The sequence below is a fragment of the Streptomyces sp. NPDC051364 genome (assembly GCF_040682115.1).
Taxonomy (GTDB): domain Bacteria; phylum Actinomycetota; class Actinomycetes; order Streptomycetales; family Streptomycetaceae; genus Streptomyces.
Genome location: NZ_JBFBAH010000001.1, coordinates 521,791 through 541,022, shown reverse-complemented (window position 1 = coordinate 541,022; position 19,232 = coordinate 521,791). Strand labels below are relative to the sequence as shown.

Genomic DNA, 19,232 nt, shown 5'->3' with positions numbered 1-19,232 from the left:
CTGGCCCGTCGGTGCAGAGCACCCGATCGCCCAGGCCACACGTGTTCCGCCACCGCTGACCGGAGCGCGCGGCGCAACATAGCCGACGATCCCCGGTCAGCCAAACCGGGGAATCTCCAGACACTTGAAATATCGCCCTTCCCGCACACCTTCGAGGAGCACTCGCATGCCCGAAACCGAAATTCGACCCGCCGTCGTCGCCCTGCTCTGCGACTCCGACTTCAAATTCCGGCGGGACGCCAACACCTGGTCCCACATAGACGGCCGCCCCTTCACCAAGGAGGAACAGGCCACCGCCCTGAATGGCACCCGCGCGGAGTTCGAAGACTTCGCTGCACAGCACACCCGCTACATGGAGTACCTGCGGACGAAGGAGCAGGCTCCGGAGGCCCTCCAGCAGTTCCTCGCACCGTTCATGGACCAGCTCAGCACCAAGACCCTCGGCAATGCCGTCGAGCTCATGACCGAGGCCGAAAGGGCCCAGTTGGACCAGCTGCTTGGCCGCATGATCGAGCCGCCTCGCCGCTTCACCGCGTACACCTTCTGACCAACACCGCCCACCGGGGCCAACGCGATTCCGCGTTGGCCCCGGTGGCATGTCCGCATGTCCGCATGTCGTACCGCTAGACCACGACCCCAGCCCCGAGCATGCCGGCGCCGATAGCGCCCCGCAGAACGTGGGCGATCTCCTCGGGCTTGAGGTCGATGCCGTCGAGCCCCTCCGCGGTCAGCGGGATCTCTTCCAGCGCGTACTCGCCACGGCCCTCTGCGCTGAACTCGGGACCGGTGCGGTCCTCGAAGGACCACGTAGCGATGCGGGCGAGGTAGAAGAGCTGACGCTCTTCGTCGGACTCCATCGTGTGCAGGAGGCGGACGATGTCGGCCTTCCCCGCGATCTCCTCGTGGATCTCCCGGTGGAGCGCGGCCTCCCGGGACGCGTCGCTCTCCTCGACCCCGCCGCCGGGCAGCACCCAGTACACGGGGATTCCGGGCTTGGTCCGGCGGATGACCAGCATCGTGTCGTCCGCGGTGACGAGGACGGCTCGGACTCGTTCGATCATTTCGCTCTGTCTCCTCACTTGTTGACGGTCTCAGTGCAGCAGCCAGCCGCCGTCGACGTGGACAGATGCCCAGTGATGAACGACGTTCAACGATGCGGGGGGGGCCGCCACGTGCCGATGCAGTAGAGCTCGCCCGGCGACGGGCCACTGAGGTCTGACACGCCGAACACAGAAGCAGTTGTGCAAGAAGTTCGACATCAACTAAAGTCAGGGCCGCACTGGAATGCTTCGATGCGTAGTCCGACCCTAGGAGTCGTCCGCATGAGTGTGCCTCCGTCGCCGTGGGCGACCGACGTGTTCGGCGATCAGGCCGCAGCTGTACGCCTCGGCGTCGGACAGGGCCTTCGCAACATGCAGGCCAACGCACAGGCCGCACAGGAACAAGGCGCAGCTCGCACCACTCGCGCCTACGGCACCAGCCGGTACGAGAACCAGTACGAGCGGCTGCAGGACGAACTCAAGGACCTGCCGGGCGCCCGTGCGGTCCAGCCCTTCGGGTTCCCCTACGAGCTGATGCTCATCGGCAACGGACTGATCTACCCGTTCCGGTACGCCAAGACCAAGTCCGACGTACGCAGCGCGCGCATCCCCAACGAGACGCAGCTGGTGAAGGAACTCTTCACCTTCGCGCCGACGCCGAAGCACACCCAGGACCCGTTCGACCTCGACTTCGGGGCGGCTGTCACGGTCGCTGAACCGCGTGGCGCCCTGGCCACGATCCCGCCGGACACCCAGCTGATCCTGGTGCCCTTCGCCTGCAACGCCTCCGAACTGCTGGAGGCGTACTGGGGCATCGCCGCTCTCGGGATGAACCAGCAGCTGGAGTGGACCACGGATCCCGAGGCGCTCCACCTGCCGCAGGCGGTCACCTCGTACACGTCGCGGCCGGTCATCATCCCGGGCCAGATCACGGCGCACACCAGCTTCGCCGACGGAACCGAACCCACCCTTACGCTGTCCTCTCGAACCGCCTCGGACCGGGCCCTGCACGTGCCCGCTCAGACCGAGGCAGAACCCGTCGAGGACCAGACCAGCGAAGACGATGCGACTCACTAAGCAAGACCTGATTCCCGGTACGGAAGAACGAGGCGCCACGCCGCGTGCCATCTCCGACGGCTTCGATCCCACCCGGCTGACGCAAGCCCGTCGGCTGGCGGAGATGACGAAGAAGGACGTGGCGGCGCAGCTCGGAGTGACACCTGCCGCGGTGGGTCAGTACGAGACGGGGGTCTCCAAGCCACGGCCTGACTTGATTCCCCGTCTCGCGGAGATCCTCGGAGTTCCGGTGACGTTCTTCCTGTTGGGAAGGCCGGCCAATCGGCTCGACGCCTCCATGGCGCACTTCCGAAGCCTGCGCAGTACGCCGAAGTCCCAGCGAGAGCGCGCTCTCGCCTTCGCCGAGCAGGTCTGGGAGCTCACCTACGCGCTTGAACAGCGGATCCAGTTGCCCCTCGTGGATCTGCCCGGCTTCGCAGGCGGGGAGGTCCACCCCGGCGAGGAGCTGTCCACCGATCCCGCGTCCGCCGCCCGCGAGCTCCGCAAGCGCTGGGGTCTCGGCGACGGCCCTGTCACGCACCTCGTGAGGCGGATGGAGTTCCACGGGATCGTGGTGGTGATGCCGCCTGCCAGTGATCCTTCCGCTGCAAGCGTGGACGCGTTCTCCACTCGGGCCGCGCGGCCGCTCGTCGTCCTGACCGCCAATCGGGCGGACGACATCTACCGCCACCGGTTCACCGCCGCCCACGAACTGGGCCACCTCGTCCTTCACAGCGACGCCACCGGTGACAGCCGCCAGGAGAAGGAGGCCGATGCCTTCGCGGCCGAGTTCCTAACGCCCCATTCCAGCATCCTGCCCCTGCTGCCCAGGCGGATGGATATCGCCCGGCTGGCTGAGCTGCGAGGTGTCTGGGGGGTCTCCCTCCAGTCGCTCGTCTACCGATGCCGTGAGCTGGGACTGATTTCCGACGCCACCGCCAGCAGGACGTACCAGCGCCTGCGCGCGCTCGACGGCCAGCCCGGCTTCACGCCGGAATCAGTCTCGAACTTCTCCGGTGAGCAACCTTCGCTGCTTGGTCAGGCCTTCGACCTGGCGGCCAAGGAAACGAATCTCTCGGTGTCCGAGCTGGCACATGAACTGGCCTGGACGAACAAGCGCGTTCGAGATCTACTCGGCGTCCAGGAGCAACGGCCGGTACTCCACCTCGTCCAGTAGCGCGAAGCCTCGTAGCCTCGGCGCGGTCCACCCCGCCTGCGCCGTACCTCAAGGACGTTCGGCCCCGGTACGGATTGCTGGGGCCAGGAGTTCGACCGCCTCCAGCCAGGGGAAGCGGTCGGCGCCTCCGCCCGACTTGGGAGGGTGAGGCTGGTAGCTGCTGACCAGAACGCCCATCTCGCGGAGCTCGGCCAGGCTTCTCTGGTACGCCCGGTGAGCGGCGAGGGCGCTGTTCACGTACGGAAGGACCACGGTCGGGACTCCCATGCCGGTGGCCTCGCACAGGATGCCGAGGGCGAGGTTGTCCGCGAAACCGGCCGCCCACTTATTGACCGTGTTGAAGGTGGCCGGTGCGACGGCAATGGCGTCGGCCGGCGGGAACGGCCTTGCCTCGCCAGGTGAGCGCCACGCCGAGCGGATCGGGTACCCGGTCTGGGCCTCGACAGCCGCGGCGTCCAGGAAGGTGAGCCCCTGGGGTGTCGCGACCACACCCACGTCCCAGCCCCGCTCCCGTGCGGCGCTGATCAGTCTGCCGACATCGTCAGCCACCCCGGCCGCGCACACGACGACGTACAGGAAGGGCTTGCGCTGCGGCTCGGTCACGCGGGTACTCCCAGTCGGCGGCTGAAGTGGTGGAGCTCTGGCAGCGTACGACGGCGGTCCCGGGCGGCCATGTCGGCGACCAGTTCGCGGACGGCAGGACGGCGCACGTCCTGGGCGGCGCAGGTCTCGGCGATCCGCAGGGCCTGATAGCCGTCGGCGAGACGACCCTGCTGGGCGTAGGCCCGGGCTGTCTCGATCCAAAGGGCGGCTCGGCGCTCGGGGACCGGGATGTGGCGGCGCATGAGCGGGCGGGCGGCGTCGAGGGCGATGCCGGCGTCACCGAAGGACACGGCGGCGCTGATCTGGTGCAGCGTGACGTTGGTCGGGCTGAAGTTGGCCCAGACGTCGGGCTGGTCCAGAGCGATGTACTGCGCGACCTCTTTCGCTTCGGCGACGAACTCGCTGGTCGCGGCTCGGTCGCCGGCGCGGCTCGCGGCCGTGACTCCGCGAAGCAGGAGCAGGCCGAGGACGGCGAGATGGTGCGGAGAGCGGCGGTCGTACGAGCCGGTGAGCTGGGAAGCGGTGTGCTGGATCAGCGTGACCGCCTGACGGGCGTGCTGCTCACGCACCAGGACGTGCGCCTGAAGCCGAACGCTGGCGGCGAGGACGAGCGGGTCACCGAAGCGCTCCGCTTCGGCCATGGCCCGGCCGACGGCGAGCCACGCCGTACCCGCGTCTCCCCGCTTGAGGAAGAGGCTGGCCGAGGTCTGGTAGGCGGTGGCCAGGAAGCGGGACACCTCCTCCGGCTGCCCTGAACTGCGGGCCGCGTGGCGCAGATCCGTGATCAGGCCGGGAAGCGTTCGCTCCAGCTCCGCGTAGTCGCATGTGGTCAGAAGCCGCCGCACGTTCATGGCTCGCTGCCGAAGCTGCTCCGCGGAGGGTGACTCGGTCGTCGAAGCCGGCAGCACGCCGGGAAGCAGAGCCTGGACCAGGGCCGGATGCGCCGCCACCGCGGGTACGGGGGTAGCGAGCATGGTGACACTGGCGGCAAGCAGGGTACGGCGGCGCAGCATGTCCTCGGTCTCCGGATCGTCGGGCTCGGCTTCCAGGGCGGTCTCCGCCAGCCCGAGGTGGGCCGGCGGGATCCGCAGGACGCGGGCGACTTCACGGAGGACTCGGATGTCCTCGGTTCCACGCCCGCCCTCCAGGCGGCTGATCTTCGACTGGTGGTAGCCCAGATCGGCGGCCACGTCCGCTTGTGAGCGGCCCCGTAAGACCCGCGCTTGGCGGAGCAGCTCACCGATGCGGTGTGCCTCGCCCTGTGTGTCGGCCATCTGCGCCACGGCCCCTTCTGCCGAGACCGATCCTGCCTGCTCAACCGAGCCTAGCGGCAGGGAACTTGCCCGCCATGCACAACCTGCATAAGCGATGCAGCGCCCGCACAGGACATCGCGGAGCCCGTCCACGAACCGGTTGCCTGGTGGAACCGCACCCCTCCAGGAGGAGTTGATCGTGGCACTCACCCAAGCCTCTACATCGAACCCTGAGGTGATCGCCGTACGCCCTGGGAGCCCTCTGTCCGGCTCCGTCAGCGTCGACGGTTCCAAGAACGCCGCCCTGCCGATGCTGGCCGCAGCGGCGGCCGTGCGACGGACGGTTCAGCTGGACAACGTCCCGGCCAGCGCCGACGTCCAGTCCATGCTGGCACTGCTCCAGGGGGCCGGCTGGCATGTCGCTCAGGCCGTCGGGCAGCAGGGCAGCCTGCTGGTCATGGCACCGGAGACCGCACCCACTACTCCCGATCTGGGCCGTGCCGCGGGTATCCGGGCCTCCTACTACCTGGTGCCCGCCCTTCTCGCCTTACAGGGCAGCGCCCGGCTGCCCTGGCCCGGTGGCTGCCGGATCGGGGAGCGTGGGATGGAGCTGCACTTCAAGGTGTACGAGGCGTTCGGTGACCACGTGACCGTCCAGGACGCCGGTTACATCGTCGAGGCCGGTGAACGGCGTACCGGCGTGGTCTCCCTCGCGCTGCCCTTCCGGTCGCGCGGCGCGACGATCGCCGCCGTGCTCCGTGCGGTCGTCGCCGGCCGGTCCTTGCGCCTGGGTCTGCCGAACCTGTCGCCGGAAGTCCTCGCTGTGTTGGACGCCCTGGGGTCGGCGGGTTGGGAGGCCCGGGTCAGTGAGCAGGTCCTCGACTTCAGGGCAGCAGCGATCCCCGCCGAGCTCCCCGCCTGGCGCGTACCGGGCGACAAGATCGAGGCGGGGACCCTGGCCTGTGCCGTGGCCGCCACCGGGGGCAACGCGCGGATCGAGGGCATCCGCGGGCGCGACCTCGTGCCGTTGCAGGCCGCGATCCAGCGTCTGGGCATCCCCACCTCAGTCCGAGGGGAGGCCCTCCTCGTTGACGGCGGAAACGCCCGGCCGACAGGTCAGCCCTTGCGGGCCATCGCCACCCTGTCGCCGGGCGGCCTGGACGCGGACTTCGAGCCCCCGCTGATGGCCCTCGCCCTGAGCCAGCCCGGCACACACCTGTTCGCCGACTCGATCAACCCGGGCCGACACGGCAACCTGCTTCCGCAGCTGGCCAGGCTCGGCGCCAAGATCGAGGAGATCTCGCCCACCGAGTGCCGGCTGACCGGGCCGCAGCGCCTGACCGGCGCCGGTGTCGAGGCCACGGACATCCGCACCGGATCCGCCCTGATGGTCGCCGCTCTGACCGCCCGCGGGATCACCACCCTCGGCGGCGTCGACCAGCTCCGCCGAGGCCACGCCGACCTGCCCGGCAAGCTCCTCCACCTCGGCGCCGACATCTGCGAGGTCACCCCATGACCGCGAGCCGTTCGGTGCGCCAGATCATGGCCACCACCGACGTCCACTCCGCCCTCGGCGCGGGCGACCTGCTGCTCGGCCACCTTCACCAGTCGCGAGCAGACAATCTCCTGGTCGACTGCGGTGACTTCTTCGAGGGCACCGGCTACTACCGGCTTGGCCAGGGCGCCCTGGAACGGGAGATCCTGCTCGGCCTGTACGACGTCATCGCGCCAGGGAACCACGGCTGGCCGCACTACTTCGAGCCGGTGCTCCACCGGCGGACCGTGTGCGCGAACACGGTCGACACTGCGAGCGGCAACTCCCTCTTCCAGCGCCTGCGCATCGTGGAGGTCGCAGGTCGGCGTACGGCCGTCACCGGGGTGATCGGTCTCCAGGCGTTCGACTCGATCCCCGTCGGCCAGCGGTCCGGACACCGGGCAACCGACCCGATGCAAGCGCTGCGCGAACTGATGCTCGCGCACCACCACGAGGTCGACTCCTGGGTGCTCCTCAGCCACTCCGGTTTCGAGGAAGACCTCAAGCTCGCCGAATCCTGCCCCTTCCTGGACGCGATCTTCGCGGGCCACTGCCACAGCCGGCACACGGGCCCTGCCCGCGTCGGCAACACCGTCGTCCTCAAGGGCCGCGAACTCGCCGTCGGCTACGCCATCGCGGCGCCCGGTTCCGTCGGCTGGGTCGGACGTACGGCCCTGTTCCCAGACTCCGCCGAGGCCGTAGCACCGGACCTGCCGCTCGAGCTGGCCTCCTTGCGGGACCGCATGGCCACGGTCGAGGCCCAGCTGGCAGAACCCCTCGGACGGATCGCGAAGCCCTACCGGAACCACCAGCTCGACCGCCGGGCCCTCCTCCAGGCCGTCGCCGACCGGCTCCACAGCGGACTGGCCAGGGAGGCGGTCGTCCTGAACGAGACCACCGTTCGCACGACACTGCTGGGCGAGGTCCTGACCACGGGTGACCTGCTGGCCATCGAGCCGTTCGCGAACACCCTGGTCGAGGCCCGCGTCGCGCCGGCCCACCGCCACGATCCCGAGGCCCTCGTCGCGCACCTCGCCGAACGGGTCGGCTCACTCGTCACCTCGCCCAACCCCCTTCCGGCCGGGATGACGAGCGTGCTGACCACCGACTACCTGGCCGACAGCTGCCTCGACGGCCGCACCCACCCCGCCGGCCTCGGCCTCGGCTCGGCGATCCGGAGCATGCTGACGAACGGAGACGACCAGTGATCCTGACCGGCCCCGAGATCACGTCCGCGTCACAGGACGGGCGGTTGCGCATCAATCCGTTCCTGCCCACCCAGGTCAACCCGAACAGCTACAACGTCCGCCTCGGACCGGTCCTTCTCACCTACACGGAGGAGGTCCTGGACTCCCATCGCCCCAATCCCACGCGCCGCATCCAGATCGGTGACGACGGGTACACGCTGCAGCCCGGCGAGCTGTACCTGGGGCACACCCAGGAGGAGGTGGGCTCCGACTGCTTCGTCCCGTTGCTGTTCGGCCGGTCCTCCGTCGGCCGCCTCGGCCTCTTCGTAGAGATCACCGCACCCATCGGTGACATCGGCTTCCACGGCCAATGGACGCTGATGCTCACCCCAACCCGCCCCGTGCGCGTCTACGCCGGGATGAAGATCGGGCAGATCATGTTCTTCGTCTCCGAAGGCGCGGTGGACCTGTACGCGGGCAAGTACCAGGCGGCCTCCGGTCCCCAGTCCTCCGCCTACTGGCGCGACCTCGACGCGTCGGAGGCGGCGTCGTGATCCTGACCGGACCGGCCATCGCCGCCGCCCGCGAGGCGGGCCGCATCACCATCGACCCGTACGACCCGAGGCGCCTCTCCCCCAACGCGTACGACTGGCGGCTGGGAAGCACCCTCCGCGTCTGCGAGGGGGACCTCGACGCCGCCGCTCCCACCGCCTTCCGCGAGCTCGCCCTCCCTGACGACGGATACGTCCTGGAGCCTGGCCACCTCTACCTCGGCCACACCCTGGAGCGCACAGGCTCCGAGACCTATGCCCAGCTCCTCAACGGCGACCGGACCACCGGCTCCCTCGGCATCTGGGTCCACGTATCGGCGCCGCTCGGGCACCAGGGCCACGCGATCCGCTGGACCCTGGAGATCCGAGCCACCCGCCCCGTACGCGTCCGGCCCGGCATGACCTTCGGCAAGCTCGTCTTCCTCCGCACCCACGGCTCCCCCGCCAGCTACCAGCAACACGGCCTCAAGTACCGCACCAGCGAGGGCATCGAGACGTCACGCCTCTACGAGGAGAACCCCGGAGGCCGTCGATGAACGCCCTCGTCGCCACCGCCCTCGACCTGCCGTACCCCAGCCCCGGCGGCAGCGTCGAACTCTTCCTCGACCTCTACACCGGCGCACAACCCGCCATCCCCGCCCGTGCCTTCATGCTCGCTCCCGACGGTCCCCAACCCCGCACGCCCGCCGGCCTCGACCTCCTCCACGCTTCGGGCAAGTCCATCAGCGGACCCGCCTTCAGCCGGTACATCACGAACCTGCGCCACGCCATGGCGACCGCCATCGACCCGCGTCAGATCGGCATCCTGCACCTGCACCACCTCGCCTTCGGCGCCACCCCCGCTCTCCTGCGGGCGCTGCCCGCCCACCCGCGGATCGCGTTCGTCCACGGAACCGACCTGCTTTATGCCGAGAACCACAGCACCCAGCTCCGCGTCCTGCGCGAGGCCGCCTCCGAAGCCGACGCGATCGTCGTCCCCACCGGTGCCATGGCCGACCGCCTCCTCAAGCTCACTCCCAAGACGGACAGGCGCAAGATCGAGAAGATCCCCTGGGGCGTCCCCGACCACCTCCTCACCAGCCCACCACCCCGGCCCGCCCGGCGCCCCGCCAGCCATCTGCGAGTGCTCTTCGCCGGGCGCCTGAGCTCCGAGAAGGGGCTCGAACCCCTCCTGCAAGCCATCTCGGCCACCCCCTCGGTCGAGCTGAGCATCGCCGCCCCGCGCGCCCAGTTCCACGACCTCACGCCGGTCATCCGCCAGCATGGCGTCCACGTCCGCTACCTCGGCTGGTTCCGCCGGCAACAGCTCTGGAAGGTCTTCGCCGACCACGACGTCCTTGCCGTGCCCTCCACTACCCTGGAGGCCATGGGGCTCGTCGCGCTCGAAGCCCAGGCCTGCGGACTCCCTGTCCTCTACCAACCGGTCCCCGGACTCAGCGAAGCCCTCTCCGGCAGCGGCCTGGCAACCGACTTCACCAACGCCACCACCGCAGCCCACGATCTCCACCGCCTGCGCACGACCCCCGGCCTGCTGGAGATGCTCCGGGCATCCGGCCGCACCAACGCCGCCCGCTTCCCTCTCAGCACCACCGTCGCAGCCATCTCCGACCTCGGCCGACGGCTCGCCTGACCCCGCCTGTGGCGCAGCGGGCACTGCCCTGGCCGCGTCACTAACCTGGCCAGTGGACCACCCGCGACCCACGACGATCGGGAGACCATGATCCACACCAGCGACCGGATCGAAGCCCTCCTGCAGACCGGAGTGCGAGACGAGGTCTACCCCGGCGCGGTGTGGGCGGTCGGGGACTCCGACGGCATCCAGGCCAGCGGAGCCGTCGGCCTCCTCGACCCCACCCAGCCGGACGAGCCGATGAGGCTGGACACCGTCTTCGACGTGGCCAGCCTCACCAAGATCCTTGCCGTCTGGTCCACGATCGGCACCCTCGTGGAAGAGGGGAAACTCCAGCTCCACGCTCCCCTGGGCGCCTTCTGGGAGGAAGTCACGGGTCACCCCCTGGCCGAGGCCACGACCCATCACCTGCTCACCCACACCGCCGGGCTGCCCCTGCGTGCCAACCTCAAGAACCTCTACGGCACCGACCCCCAGGACATCCGCGACGGGGTCCTCCACGAGGCCCTCCACCGCCCGCCCGGCGAAGCCGTCGAGTACACCGACCGAGCCGCCCTCATCCTCGGCTACCTCGCCGAGCACCTCGCGGGCCAGCCCCTGGACGAGCTCGCCGCCGACCGGATCTGGCGCCCACTAGGCATGACCGGGACCCGCTTCGGCCCACTCCCCGATGCTGAGGCGGCCCGCTGCGCCCCCACCGAGTACGACGACACCACCGGCACCCACCTCAAGGGAACCGCCCACGACTTCTCCGCCCGTCTCCTCGGCGGCGTCTGCGGCATCGCCGGCACCTTCTCCGTCCTCGACGACCTCGCGCTCTTCCTCCGCCACATGCTCGCCCCCGCCCAGGCCGCCTTCGGCCCGACCTGGATCGCGGACTCGCTCCACATCCACACCGGCGGGCTCACCCCTGCCCGCGGCCTCTTCTGGCACCCGGCCCCCGGCACCGCGCCTGAACAAGACATCTGGGTCCACTACGGCTTCACAGGCACCGGTATGTGGGTCAGCCCCGCGCAGCACCGCTGGGCGGTCCTCCTCACCAACAAGCTTCGCTTCAACCGAGATCGGGACCCCCTCACGGAAGTCCGCAACGCGTTTCGGACGGCTGCGATGCTTCCCGGCAGGCCCAACTCTCTCCACCCGAGTTGATGCGGTCCAAGCCGCGTTGATGTAGGACGGTCAGTGGCTGGCCGCTTCGGAGTGCAGCATGAGCAAGCCGGTGATGAGGTGGGCGAGACCGATGCCCAGCGGCGGGAGCCCGGCCACCCGGCCGGGGCCCGAAGTCGGCGTCGGCCGGAGCAGTGGGTGCGCCGAGGACCCCCATGCCGAGGCCGACGTGGAACTCCGTGACGCTGCGCAGCATCCGGGAGACGGTTCTTGCAGCGAGCATGGCGCTCGGCGCACCGTTCCAACGTCCGCTCCGATAGACAACAGCAAGATGGCTACGCCGCGTACCGCGTCGTAGCCATCGGGGTGCTCAAGGTACGTAGGGGCCCCAGGAGCTCAGGCGTTCACGTTGAACGCACGATAGAGCGCGTAGAGAATGGCCGGCAGTGCTCCGACCAGCCCCGAGACGGCCAGAATGACCGCGGGAAGCCGCCGGGTACTGCGCAGCGACCTGACCAAATAGCCCACCAGCGCGAAGTAAGCCAGCGTAACGATCACGCCGGCGAGCAACGCCACCGACGAAGTCGTGAAGTGCATGACAGTGCAACTCTCCTAACGTCCGATTGCCCAGTCCGGAAGTGCATCGGCACGTAGTAGACGTTGCTTCGACGAAGCCCTTGGCTAGAGGACCCCTCGGCACCTTCGACGTCGTGACGACGCTTCGACGGTAGCCCAAAGTCGGCCCTGGGCAATAGAGTTGAGGAAACTTAAACATGCCAAAGGCCCCGGGAGGCCATCCCGGGGTACCTTTGCGACGCTGGCAAGCCGGACTGGGCAGTCTGGTGTCGGACGTCAGTAGAACCATGCTGGCCTTCGGAGATATACGAACGCTGTACATCCTGCATACGCCGAGGAGATCGTTAGGGGGCGCGAGAACAGATGGCGGAAGAAGCAGCCCAAGCGAGGCCGCGCTTCGCCGTGCTCGGCCCGCTCCGAGCCTGGCGCGGTTCCGAGCCTCTGTCACTCGGCAGTCCCCAGCAGCGGGCACTGCTTGCAGTACTCCTACTGCACGCCGGGCGCACCGCCACTCCTGCGGAACTACTCGACGCGCTCTGGGGCGAGGACCCGCCACCACAGTCGTTGGCCGTTCTGCGCACCTATGCCTCCCGGCTCCGTAAGGCTCTAGACCCTGGGCTCCTCGTGAGCGAGTCCGGCGGCTACGCAATCCGACTGCCCCGCGAGGGGGAACTCGACCTCGACATTGCACGCAATCTCACCGCCGAAGCTGAACGGGCCCGTGACACCGGAGACCGGGTGCTCGCCCGCAAGCTGCTGGCCCGCGCCCTGGACCTGTGGGACGGCGAACCACTGGCCGGCGTACCGGGACCGCACGCCGAAACCGAGCGCACCCGGCTTGAGGAGTGGCGCCTCCAGCTGCTGGAGACCCGTCTCAACCTCGACCTGGAGCTCGGCCATCACGCCGAGGCCACCTCCGAGCTGACCGCGCTCGCCGCCGCGCACCCGCTGCGGGAGCGGCTGCGCGAACTGCTGATGCTCGCCCTCTACCGCAGCGGACGCCAGGCCGAGGCCCTCGCCGTCTACGCCGACACCCGCCGGCTCCTCACCGACGAGCTCGGCGTCGACCCGCGCCCCGAACTCTCCACCCTCCAGCAGCGCATCCTGCATGCCGACCCCGAACTCACCCGCATAGAGGACCCCGCTCCGGCGGCCGTGCCCGCACAAGTGAGGCCCGCCCAATTGCCCCTCACCGTCGCGGACTTCACGGGCCGCGCCGCTGTCGTGACAGAACTTGGCGAGATCCTTGCCGAGGGCCAGGTCATGGCCGTCTCCGCGCTCGCTGGCATCGGCGGTGTCGGCAAGACCACCCTCGCCGTGCACGTCGCGCACGCCGCGCGCCCGCACTTCCCCGACGGGCAGCTCTACGTCGACCTCCAGGGCACCGAGGCCCGCCCCGCCGAGCCCGTCGCCGTCCTCGGCGCCTTCCTGCGCGCCCTCGGCACCCCCGACACCGCGATCCCCGACTCCGCCACCGAGCGGGCTGCGCTCTACCGCTCGACGCTCGACGGCCGCCGCGTCCTAGTGCTCCTCGACAACGCCCACGACGCTATGCAGGTCCTCCCGCTACTGCCTGGCACTCCAGGCTGTGCCGCCCTGGTTACCAGCCGCGTACGCATGACCGACCTCCCTGGCGCCCACCTCGTGGACCTCGACGTCATGAGCCCCGAGGAGTCCCTGCAGCTGTTCACCCGCATCGTCGGCAAGGAAAGGGTGGACGCCGAGCGCCGGGCCGCCTTCGACGTGGTCGGCGCCTGCGGGTTCCTGCCGCTTGCCATCCGCATCGCCGCCTCCCGGCTCGCTGCCCGCCGCACCTGGACCGTCTCCGTCCTAGCCGCCAAGCTCGCCGACGAACACCGACGCCTCGACGAACTCCAGGCAGGGGCCCTCGCTGTCAAAGCCACCTTCGAACTGGGTTACGGCCAGCTGGAGCCGGCTCAGGCGCGCGCCTTCCGCCTCCTAGGCCTCGCCGACGGTCCCGATATCTCCCTGTCCGCCGCGGCTGCGGCCCTCGACCTGCCCGAGTACGACGCCGAGGAACTCCTGGAGACTTTGGTGGACTGCTCCCTGCTGGAGTCCGCCGCACCGGGCCGGTACCGCTTCCACAACCTCGTACGGCTCTACGCGCGGGCCTGCGCCGAGCGCGACGAGCAGCCCCCGACCGAGCGCGACGCCGCCCTCGACCGGCTCCTGGACTTCTACCTGGCCACCGCCGTCGCGTCGTACGCGATAGAGCGGCCTGGCGACCGGCTCGTAGCCCACTTGTCCGCCACCCGCTACCCCGGGCTGGTGTTCACCGAGTCACGCTCCGCCCAAGACTGGCTTTACGCCGAAGCGGACCCACTCCTCGCCTGCGTTCGACAGGCATCCGCACACACCGCCGACACTCCCGTGCTGCGCCGGGCCGTGGACTTGCTGTGCGCGGCGACAAACATTGCCGAGTCGGGGGCCAAGACCTACCAGTACGAGTCCGCCGCCGTGGCTGTGCGTGACGCTGCACAGCTAGCAGGCGACCTTTACGCCGAGGGCCGCGCCCGCACCACCCTCACCAACGTCCACCTCATTGCGGGCCGCTTCGCCGAGGCTGACGACGAGGCTCGCCAAGCCATCGCATTGGGCCACGAAGCCGGAGACCTCCTGCCCAACTGCTGGGCCACCAACGACCGCGGCATCATCGCCCTGTACCAGGGCCGTTACGCCGACGGCGAGCGGTATCTACAGCAGGCTATCGAGAACTTCCGCGAGGATGGCAACGAAGTAGGCGCGGCCAGCGCCCTGTGCAACCTTTCCCGGATTCACGTCGAGATAGGTCGCCTCGACAGCGCCATCGACCTGGCCCAGCAGGGCATCGCCATCTACGACCGAATGGGCCTCACCCTACGCGTGGCCAACGGCCGCTACGCTCTCGGGATTGCGCTCACCCGGGCAGGCCACCTCCGGGAAGCCCTCGACCAGCTCACCGAGGCTCTCAGGCTCTTCCACGACAACCGCCAGCTCCTCTGGGAGGGCGTCGTCCATTACCGCCTTGCCGAGACACACCTCGCCGCGGACCAACCCGTTCTGGCTGCCGCCCACTCCGAGCAGGCCCTCGGCTTGAAAGCGATGGGCGGTGAGTGGCGTCGGGCCACCATCCTCATAGTCCTCGGAAAGGCTCTGCGGGCGATGGGCCATCCGGTCCGAGCGAAAGCATGCTGGCTGGAGGCACTAGAGGTCCTCCAAAACCTTGGATCCCAAGAAGTAGATTCCGTGCGCGAGCTCCTTGCCACAGAGGCTTCTTCCGCTGTCTGACATGCCATCCAGCAGTATCCTCGCCTTGTCCCGCTGATCGCTTGCGGGAGCAACGCCCTGTCTCCACAGGTAACGGGAACCAGTACGCGCGGGCGGCGCAAGCAGTCCGCGATCTCTGCGAGGGGATCCCATGAAGGGCGTGCCCCCGCCGTGCCCTTAGGACAGGTCAACAGCGGTCAGAACCGGCTACTCAAGACCCTTCGGAAAGGGTCGACCGAACCCTGTTTATGCAGGTCAGGCATGGCCTGATGACCGTCCGCGCAGTAGATTCCCAAGCTTATAGCGCGGGTTCGATTCCCGTCATCCGCTCTTGAGAGAAGCCCCAGGTCAGCGACCTGGGGCTTCTTCATTGTCCAGACCTCTCGGGCCTCGCCGCGCCCTCCGCGTGCCCCAACTCGCCGGAATGCCCTGCTTGGAAGCGTCTTCGCGCACCACTTGCACCCCCACGAGCGCGATGCCGTCTCGAACCACGAGCAGCCCGTTCGCACCCTGAGATGCGGACGGTCAACCACCCCGCCCGCGCTACCCGGTTCGCGATGGCGCGACAGCCTCGCCAACCCCAGGCGCCCCGGCCGTCGGGAGCTGCCCGATCAAGCAGTTGCGCACGGGAGGACCGCGTAACCGCCGAGCCCGCGCCGGGCACCCCGACCGCCTCCACAACAACGACTTCGCGTTCGTTGCCGCACGGGACCTCACCACTGCGTGGACTGCCCCAGCGGTCCGCCACGTCGGCACCCGTCCCCCATACGTCCTCGACCAGCCAACTTCGCGACGACCTCGCTGCCGCATCCTGGAGCCGGGGCGAGCACTTGGAAACGCTGCACCCGGGGTGAATCAATATCTGTCACCGCGGCCTGAGAATTTAATGGATCCCGCGGGGAGAGTTTCTACCGCAACGCAGCAGACGGAAATATTCAGCGCACACAAGCCACTGCAGCGTGCTACTGTCGATCTCGGTTGCAGTTTTGGTACCCAAGAATTTCAAGCGCCTCCAGTTCGGACTTCATGCCACATGGAAGCGCTTTGTATTTCCCGGTCATTTTCCGGGCGGGGCATCATCGCGGCGACACGGCGTCCGTACAGTTCGGACGCTGCTGTATTGCCCCAAAGGAGATAAGACATGGCTGCTGGTACCGTTAAGTGGTTCAACGCGGAAAAGGGTTTCGGCTTCATCGAGCAGGACGGTGGCGGCCCTGACGTGTTCGCCCACTACTCGAACATCGCCACCCAGGGTTTCCGTGAGCTGCTCGAGGGCCAGAAGGTCACCTTCGACATCGCTCAGGGCCAGAAGGGCCCGACGGCCGAGAACATCGTTCCCGCCTGACGCTGACGCGCATTCTGCAGCTGGGGCCCGCATCCCTCGGGGTGCGGGCCCCAGCTGCATGCATTTCCCGCGGTGCGGTCACCCGCGGTATTGGGCATGGAGATCCGGCCGGCTGGCCCTCTCGAGGCCTGCACACAAGTTAATCACTTTGGTTGTCGCGTCCATATGACGCCACCTTATTTCAGCGTCTGAGCCGGTACAGATTCCCTGTCCGCCAGATCCGCTTCCGCATTCCATTCGGCCCGTTCTCGCAATTCCCTGCGCAGCTCCTACGTTGCGGGAATTCCTTGATACGCGCCGTATCAAGGAAGATTCCGAATGAACCCCACACGTAAAAACGAGCGCTCCTACCGCAGCCGTACCGGAGGCCCCGCTTTCGGTGCCGGCGCCGGTTCGGAGCGGGGCAGCCGTTTCGGCTCTTCGACCCCGAGCCGTTCCGGCGGTCCGAGCCGTTCCGGCGGTCCGAGCCGTTCCGGCGGTCCGAGCCGCTCGGGCGGATACGGCCGCCGGCCCGCCGCGGTCCAGGGCGAGTTCGCCCTGCCGAAGACGATCACCCCGGCACTGCCCGCCGTCGATGCCTTCGCCGACCTCGACATGCCGGCCCAGCTGCTGACCACACTCGGCCGCGAAGGCATGGCCACGCCGTTCCCGATCCAGGCCGCCACCCTGCCCAACACCCTCGCGGGCCGTGACGTCCTCGGCCGCGGCCGCACCGGCTCCGGAAAGACCCTGGCCTTCGGCCTCGCGCTGCTGGCCCGTACGGCCGGCCAGAGCTCCGAGCCGGGTCGGCCACTCGCGCTGATCCTCGTACCGACGCGTGAGCTCGCCCAGCAGGTCACGGCCGCGCTCACCCCCTACGCCCGGGCGGTCAAGCTGCGCCTGGCCACCGTGGTCGGCGGCATGCCGATCCACCGCCAGGCCGGTGCGCTGCGCGCCGGGGCCGAAGTGGTCGTCGCCACGCCCGGCCGGCTGAAGGACCTCATCGACCGCGGCGACTGCCGCCTGAACCAGGTCGCCATCACCGTCCTCGACGAAGCCGACCAGATGGCCGACATGGGCTTCATGCCGCAGGTCACCGCGCTCCTCGACCAGGTGCGCCCCGAAGGTCAGCGGATGCTGTTCTCCGCCACCCTGGACCGCAACGTCGACCTGCTGGTCCGCCGCTACCTGACCGACCCGGTCGTGCATTCCGTCGACCCCTCGCAGGGCGCGGTCACCACGATGGAGCACCACGTCCTGCACGTCCACGGCACCGACAAGCAGGCCACCGCCACCGAGATCGCCGCCCGCGACGGCCGCGTGATCATGTTCCTCGACACCAAGCACGCCGTGGACCGTCTCACACAGGACCTTCTCAACAGCGGGGTCCGCGCCGCCGCCCTGCACGGGGGCAAGTCCCAGCCCCAGCGGACCCGGACCCTGGCCCAGTTCAAGACCGGACACGTCACCGTCCTGGTCGCCACGAACGTCGCCGCCCGTGGCATCCACGTCGACAACCTCGACCTCGTCGTGAACGTGGACCCGCCGACCGACCCCAAGGACTACCTGCACCGCGGCGGCCGCACCGCCCGCGCCGGCGAGTCCGGCAGCGTCGTCACCCTGGTCACCCCCAACCAGCGCCGCGAGATGGCACGCCTCATGCAGGCCGCCGGGATCGTCCCGCAAACCACCCAGGTGCGCTCGGGCGACGAGGCCCTGAACCGCATCACCGGCGCCCAGGCGCCCTCCGGCATTCCGGTCACCATCACCGCACCGGTGTCCGAGCGACCCAAGCGCAGCACGGCCTCCCGCGGTCGCCGCGGGCCTGCTTCGGCCGCCCGGCGCGCGAGCGCGCGGCAGTCCGCCTTCGATGCGGCGGCCTGAGAACCACGTGATCCGGAAACTGGCCCATCTCTGCAGGAGGCACCTTTTGACGTTCGTCCAGATGCAGCCACGCTCCGCGCATGCCGACCTCGTCCACCGGACGGTGGACGAGGTCATGGAAGCGGCCGGTCTGCAGGTATGCGACGACATGACCGTCGAGGTGGCCCTGGCCGTCATGGCCGGCTCCCGCACGGATCACCTGCTCGTCTGCGACGAGGACGGCCTGTGCACCGGGCTGGTCACCCAGGCCCAGCTCACCGCCGTCCGCGAGGGCGCGGCGTACACGGACCAGCTCCGCGTACGCGATGTCCTCGGCGAACGCGGGCCGTTCACCTCGCCCATGACCGCGATGACCGAGGCCGAGCACGCGATGCACTACCGCAGGCTCACCGCCCTGCCCGTCGTAGACGAGCACGGAAGCGCCCTGGGCGTCCTCGCCCTCGCCCGCTGAACCGTCTCACCGCGGCACGACCGTCCCCTTCTCCCCCCTGTGAGGCATCATGCGCTGTGTCATCGCCCGCTTCCCGTTCGACCTGACCAAGAGCGGTGTCCTGGAGTCGATGAAGGGCATCAAGCCCGAGCAGGTTCTCGGCGAGTCCGTGATCATCGGCCGCCGCATCTATCCCGTCAAGCAGGTCGGCCAGGTCATCACCCGCCAGGACCGCCGCGACTTCAGCGTCGGCGAAGTCCTCCGCGCCATGACCCAGCTCGGCTTCACCTGCCGTGGCGGCCTTCCCCGGACAGCCGTGCCCACGCGCGTGCTCAGCCCGCTCCAGCGGGCCTCCGCGATGCTCGGCACCCCCGTGACCGCCTGACCGGCGGGCCCGGCGCATACCGCCGCCCGAACAGCGAAGAGGGCCCGACCGGCACGCCGGTCGGGCCCTCTTCGCGTACCCGCAGGGATGGGTGGGCCGGACCGGCCTTCAGCTACTCAACCCGACAGAACCCGATTACCTCAGCGACACGCACTCAAAAATCTATCCTGACTGAAGTAGACATTGGGCGGTGGCATGGTTATGGTTTCTCTCGTAGCCCAGAGAGAC

Annotated in this window: 18 protein-coding genes; 14 read left to right on the top strand and 4 right to left on the bottom strand. The window is 69.0% G+C overall.

Annotated elements, in window-relative coordinates:
* Positions 1-166 precede the first annotated feature (166 nt).
* On the top strand, positions 167-547 hold the full coding sequence (locus tag AB0M76_RS02635; RefSeq protein ID WP_365951157.1) for a hypothetical protein: 381 nt from the start codon (positions 167-169) through the stop codon (positions 545-547).
* A gap of 76 nt (positions 548-623) precedes the next feature.
* Here the strand turns inward: AB0M76_RS02635 and AB0M76_RS02630 are convergent, their stop codons facing one another.
* On the bottom strand, positions 624-1,061 hold the full coding sequence (locus tag AB0M76_RS02630; RefSeq protein WP_365951156.1) for an NUDIX domain-containing protein: 438 nt from the start codon (positions 1,059-1,061) through the stop codon (positions 624-626).
* A 261-nt stretch (positions 1,062-1,322) separates the two neighbouring features.
* Between AB0M76_RS02630 and AB0M76_RS02625 the strand changes: the two genes are divergently transcribed.
* The gene (locus AB0M76_RS02625) at positions 1,323-2,117 is read left to right on the top strand and encodes a hypothetical protein (RefSeq protein ID WP_365951155.1); all 795 of its coding nucleotides are present in this window, start codon (positions 1,323-1,325) and stop codon (positions 2,115-2,117) included.
* Positions 2,104-3,273: an XRE family transcriptional regulator gene (locus AB0M76_RS02620; RefSeq protein ID WP_365951154.1), complete on the top strand. Its 1,170-nt coding sequence runs from the start codon at positions 2,104-2,106 to the stop codon at positions 3,271-3,273. The genes AB0M76_RS02625 and AB0M76_RS02620 overlap by 14 nt, the downstream gene beginning before the upstream one ends.
* Before the next feature lie 48 nt (positions 3,274-3,321).
* Here AB0M76_RS02620 and AB0M76_RS02615 read toward each other — a convergent pair whose 3' ends face one another.
* Both AB0M76_RS02615 and AB0M76_RS02610 read right to left on the bottom strand, forming a co-directional pair.
* Entirely contained in the window at positions 3,322-3,876 is a 555-nt protein-coding gene (locus AB0M76_RS02615) for a flavoprotein (RefSeq protein WP_365951153.1), read from the bottom strand.
* On the bottom strand, positions 3,873-5,150 hold the full coding sequence (locus AB0M76_RS02610; RefSeq protein WP_365951152.1) for a helix-turn-helix transcriptional regulator: 1,278 nt from the start codon (positions 5,148-5,150) through the stop codon (positions 3,873-3,875). The genes AB0M76_RS02615 and AB0M76_RS02610 overlap by 4 nt, the downstream gene beginning before the upstream one ends.
* A gap of 214 nt (positions 5,151-5,364) precedes the next feature.
* Between AB0M76_RS02610 and AB0M76_RS02605 the strand changes: the two genes are divergently transcribed.
* The 6 genes from AB0M76_RS02605 to AB0M76_RS02580 all read left to right on the top strand — a co-directional run bounded on the left by AB0M76_RS02605 (position 5,365) and on the right by AB0M76_RS02580 (position 11,180).
* The gene (locus AB0M76_RS02605; protein WP_365951382.1) at positions 5,365-6,645 is read left to right on the top strand and encodes a UDP-N-acetylglucosamine 1-carboxyvinyltransferase; all 1,281 of its coding nucleotides are present in this window, start codon (positions 5,365-5,367) and stop codon (positions 6,643-6,645) included.
* On the top strand, positions 6,642-7,871 hold the full coding sequence (locus AB0M76_RS02600) for a metallophosphoesterase (protein ID WP_365951151.1): 1,230 nt from the start codon (positions 6,642-6,644) through the stop codon (positions 7,869-7,871). Before AB0M76_RS02605 ends, AB0M76_RS02600 begins: the two co-directional genes overlap by 4 nt.
* Positions 7,868-8,404: a dCTP deaminase gene (gene dcd, locus AB0M76_RS02595; protein ID WP_365951150.1), complete on the top strand. Its 537-nt coding sequence runs from the start codon at positions 7,868-7,870 to the stop codon at positions 8,402-8,404. Before AB0M76_RS02600 ends, dcd begins: the two co-directional genes overlap by 4 nt.
* Positions 8,401-8,937 carry a deoxycytidine triphosphate deaminase gene (locus tag AB0M76_RS02590; protein ID WP_365951149.1) on the top strand — a complete coding sequence of 179 codons (537 nt, stop codon included), beginning with the start codon at positions 8,401-8,403 and terminating at the stop codon, positions 8,935-8,937. Before dcd ends, AB0M76_RS02590 begins: the two co-directional genes overlap by 4 nt.
* The gene (locus tag AB0M76_RS02585; RefSeq protein WP_365951148.1) at positions 8,934-10,031 is read left to right on the top strand and encodes a glycosyltransferase family 4 protein; all 1,098 of its coding nucleotides are present in this window, start codon (positions 8,934-8,936) and stop codon (positions 10,029-10,031) included. The genes AB0M76_RS02590 and AB0M76_RS02585 overlap by 4 nt, the downstream gene beginning before the upstream one ends.
* Positions 10,032-10,118: 87 nt before the next feature.
* Positions 10,119-11,180, top strand: a complete 1,062-nt coding sequence (locus AB0M76_RS02580) for a serine hydrolase domain-containing protein (protein ID WP_365951147.1) — start codon at positions 10,119-10,121, stop codon at positions 11,178-11,180.
* A gap of 354 nt (positions 11,181-11,534) precedes the next feature.
* Here AB0M76_RS02580 and AB0M76_RS02575 read toward each other — a convergent pair whose 3' ends face one another.
* Positions 11,535-11,735 (bottom strand): hypothetical protein, encoded by a 201-nt coding sequence (locus tag AB0M76_RS02575; RefSeq protein WP_365951146.1) that lies wholly within the window; start codon positions 11,733-11,735, stop codon positions 11,535-11,537.
* A 342-nt stretch (positions 11,736-12,077) separates the two neighbouring features.
* Here AB0M76_RS02575 and AB0M76_RS02570 point away from each other — a divergent pair, with 342 nt between their 5' ends.
* The 5 genes from AB0M76_RS02570 (at position 12,078) to AB0M76_RS02550 (ending at position 19,004) form a co-directional block, all read left to right on the top strand.
* Positions 12,078-15,002, top strand: a complete 2,925-nt coding sequence (locus AB0M76_RS02570) for a BTAD domain-containing putative transcriptional regulator (protein ID WP_365951145.1) — start codon at positions 12,078-12,080, stop codon at positions 15,000-15,002.
* Positions 15,003-16,122: 1,120 nt separating this feature from the next.
* On the top strand, positions 16,123-16,326 hold the full coding sequence (locus AB0M76_RS02565) for a cold-shock protein (protein ID WP_030362120.1): 204 nt from the start codon (positions 16,123-16,125) through the stop codon (positions 16,324-16,326).
* 318 nt (positions 16,327-16,644) lie between these two features.
* Complete coding sequence (locus AB0M76_RS02560) at positions 16,645-18,189, top strand: DEAD/DEAH box helicase (protein ID WP_365951144.1); 1,545 nt, start codon at positions 16,645-16,647, stop codon at positions 18,187-18,189.
* Between the two features lie 46 nt (positions 18,190-18,235).
* Positions 18,236-18,640 carry a CBS domain-containing protein gene (locus AB0M76_RS02555; protein WP_365951143.1) on the top strand — a complete coding sequence of 135 codons (405 nt, stop codon included), beginning with the start codon at positions 18,236-18,238 and terminating at the stop codon, positions 18,638-18,640.
* A 49-nt stretch (positions 18,641-18,689) separates the two neighbouring features.
* Entirely contained in the window at positions 18,690-19,004 is a 315-nt protein-coding gene (locus tag AB0M76_RS02550; RefSeq protein WP_365951142.1) for an SCO5918 family protein, read from the top strand.
* Positions 19,005-19,232: the final 228 nt, after the last annotated feature.

Bases quoted from the DNA above. Each gene is read 5' to 3' on its own strand.
- AB0M76_RS02635 (WP_365951157.1), top strand. From the start codon at position 167: ATGCCCGAAACCGAAATTCGACCCGCCGTCGTCGCCCTGCTCTGCGAC.
- AB0M76_RS02630 (WP_365951156.1), bottom strand. From the start codon at position 1,061: ATGATCGAACGAGTCCGAGCCGTCCTCGTCACCGCGGACGACACGATG.
- AB0M76_RS02625 (WP_365951155.1), top strand. From the start codon at position 1,323: ATGAGTGTGCCTCCGTCGCCGTGGGCGACCGACGTGTTCGGCGATCAG.
- AB0M76_RS02620 (WP_365951154.1), top strand. From the start codon at position 2,104: ATGCGACTCACTAAGCAAGACCTGATTCCCGGTACGGAAGAACGAGGC.
- AB0M76_RS02610 (WP_365951152.1), bottom strand. From the start codon at position 5,150: ATGGCCGACACACAGGGCGAGGCACACCGCATCGGTGAGCTGCTCCGC.
- AB0M76_RS02600 (WP_365951151.1), top strand. From the start codon at position 6,642: ATGACCGCGAGCCGTTCGGTGCGCCAGATCATGGCCACCACCGACGTC.
- AB0M76_RS02585 (WP_365951148.1), top strand. From the start codon at position 8,934: ATGAACGCCCTCGTCGCCACCGCCCTCGACCTGCCGTACCCCAGCCCC.
- AB0M76_RS02580 (WP_365951147.1), top strand. From the start codon at position 10,119: ATGATCCACACCAGCGACCGGATCGAAGCCCTCCTGCAGACCGGAGTG.
- AB0M76_RS02575 (WP_365951146.1), bottom strand. From the start codon at position 11,735: ATGCACTTCACGACTTCGTCGGTGGCGTTGCTCGCCGGCGTGATCGTT.
- AB0M76_RS02570 (WP_365951145.1), top strand. From the start codon at position 12,078: ATGGCGGAAGAAGCAGCCCAAGCGAGGCCGCGCTTCGCCGTGCTCGGC.
- AB0M76_RS02565 (WP_030362120.1), top strand. From the start codon at position 16,123: ATGGCTGCTGGTACCGTTAAGTGGTTCAACGCGGAAAAGGGTTTCGGC.
- AB0M76_RS02560 (WP_365951144.1), top strand. From the start codon at position 16,645: ATGAACCCCACACGTAAAAACGAGCGCTCCTACCGCAGCCGTACCGGA.
- AB0M76_RS02550 (WP_365951142.1), top strand. From the start codon at position 18,690: ATGCGCTGTGTCATCGCCCGCTTCCCGTTCGACCTGACCAAGAGCGGT.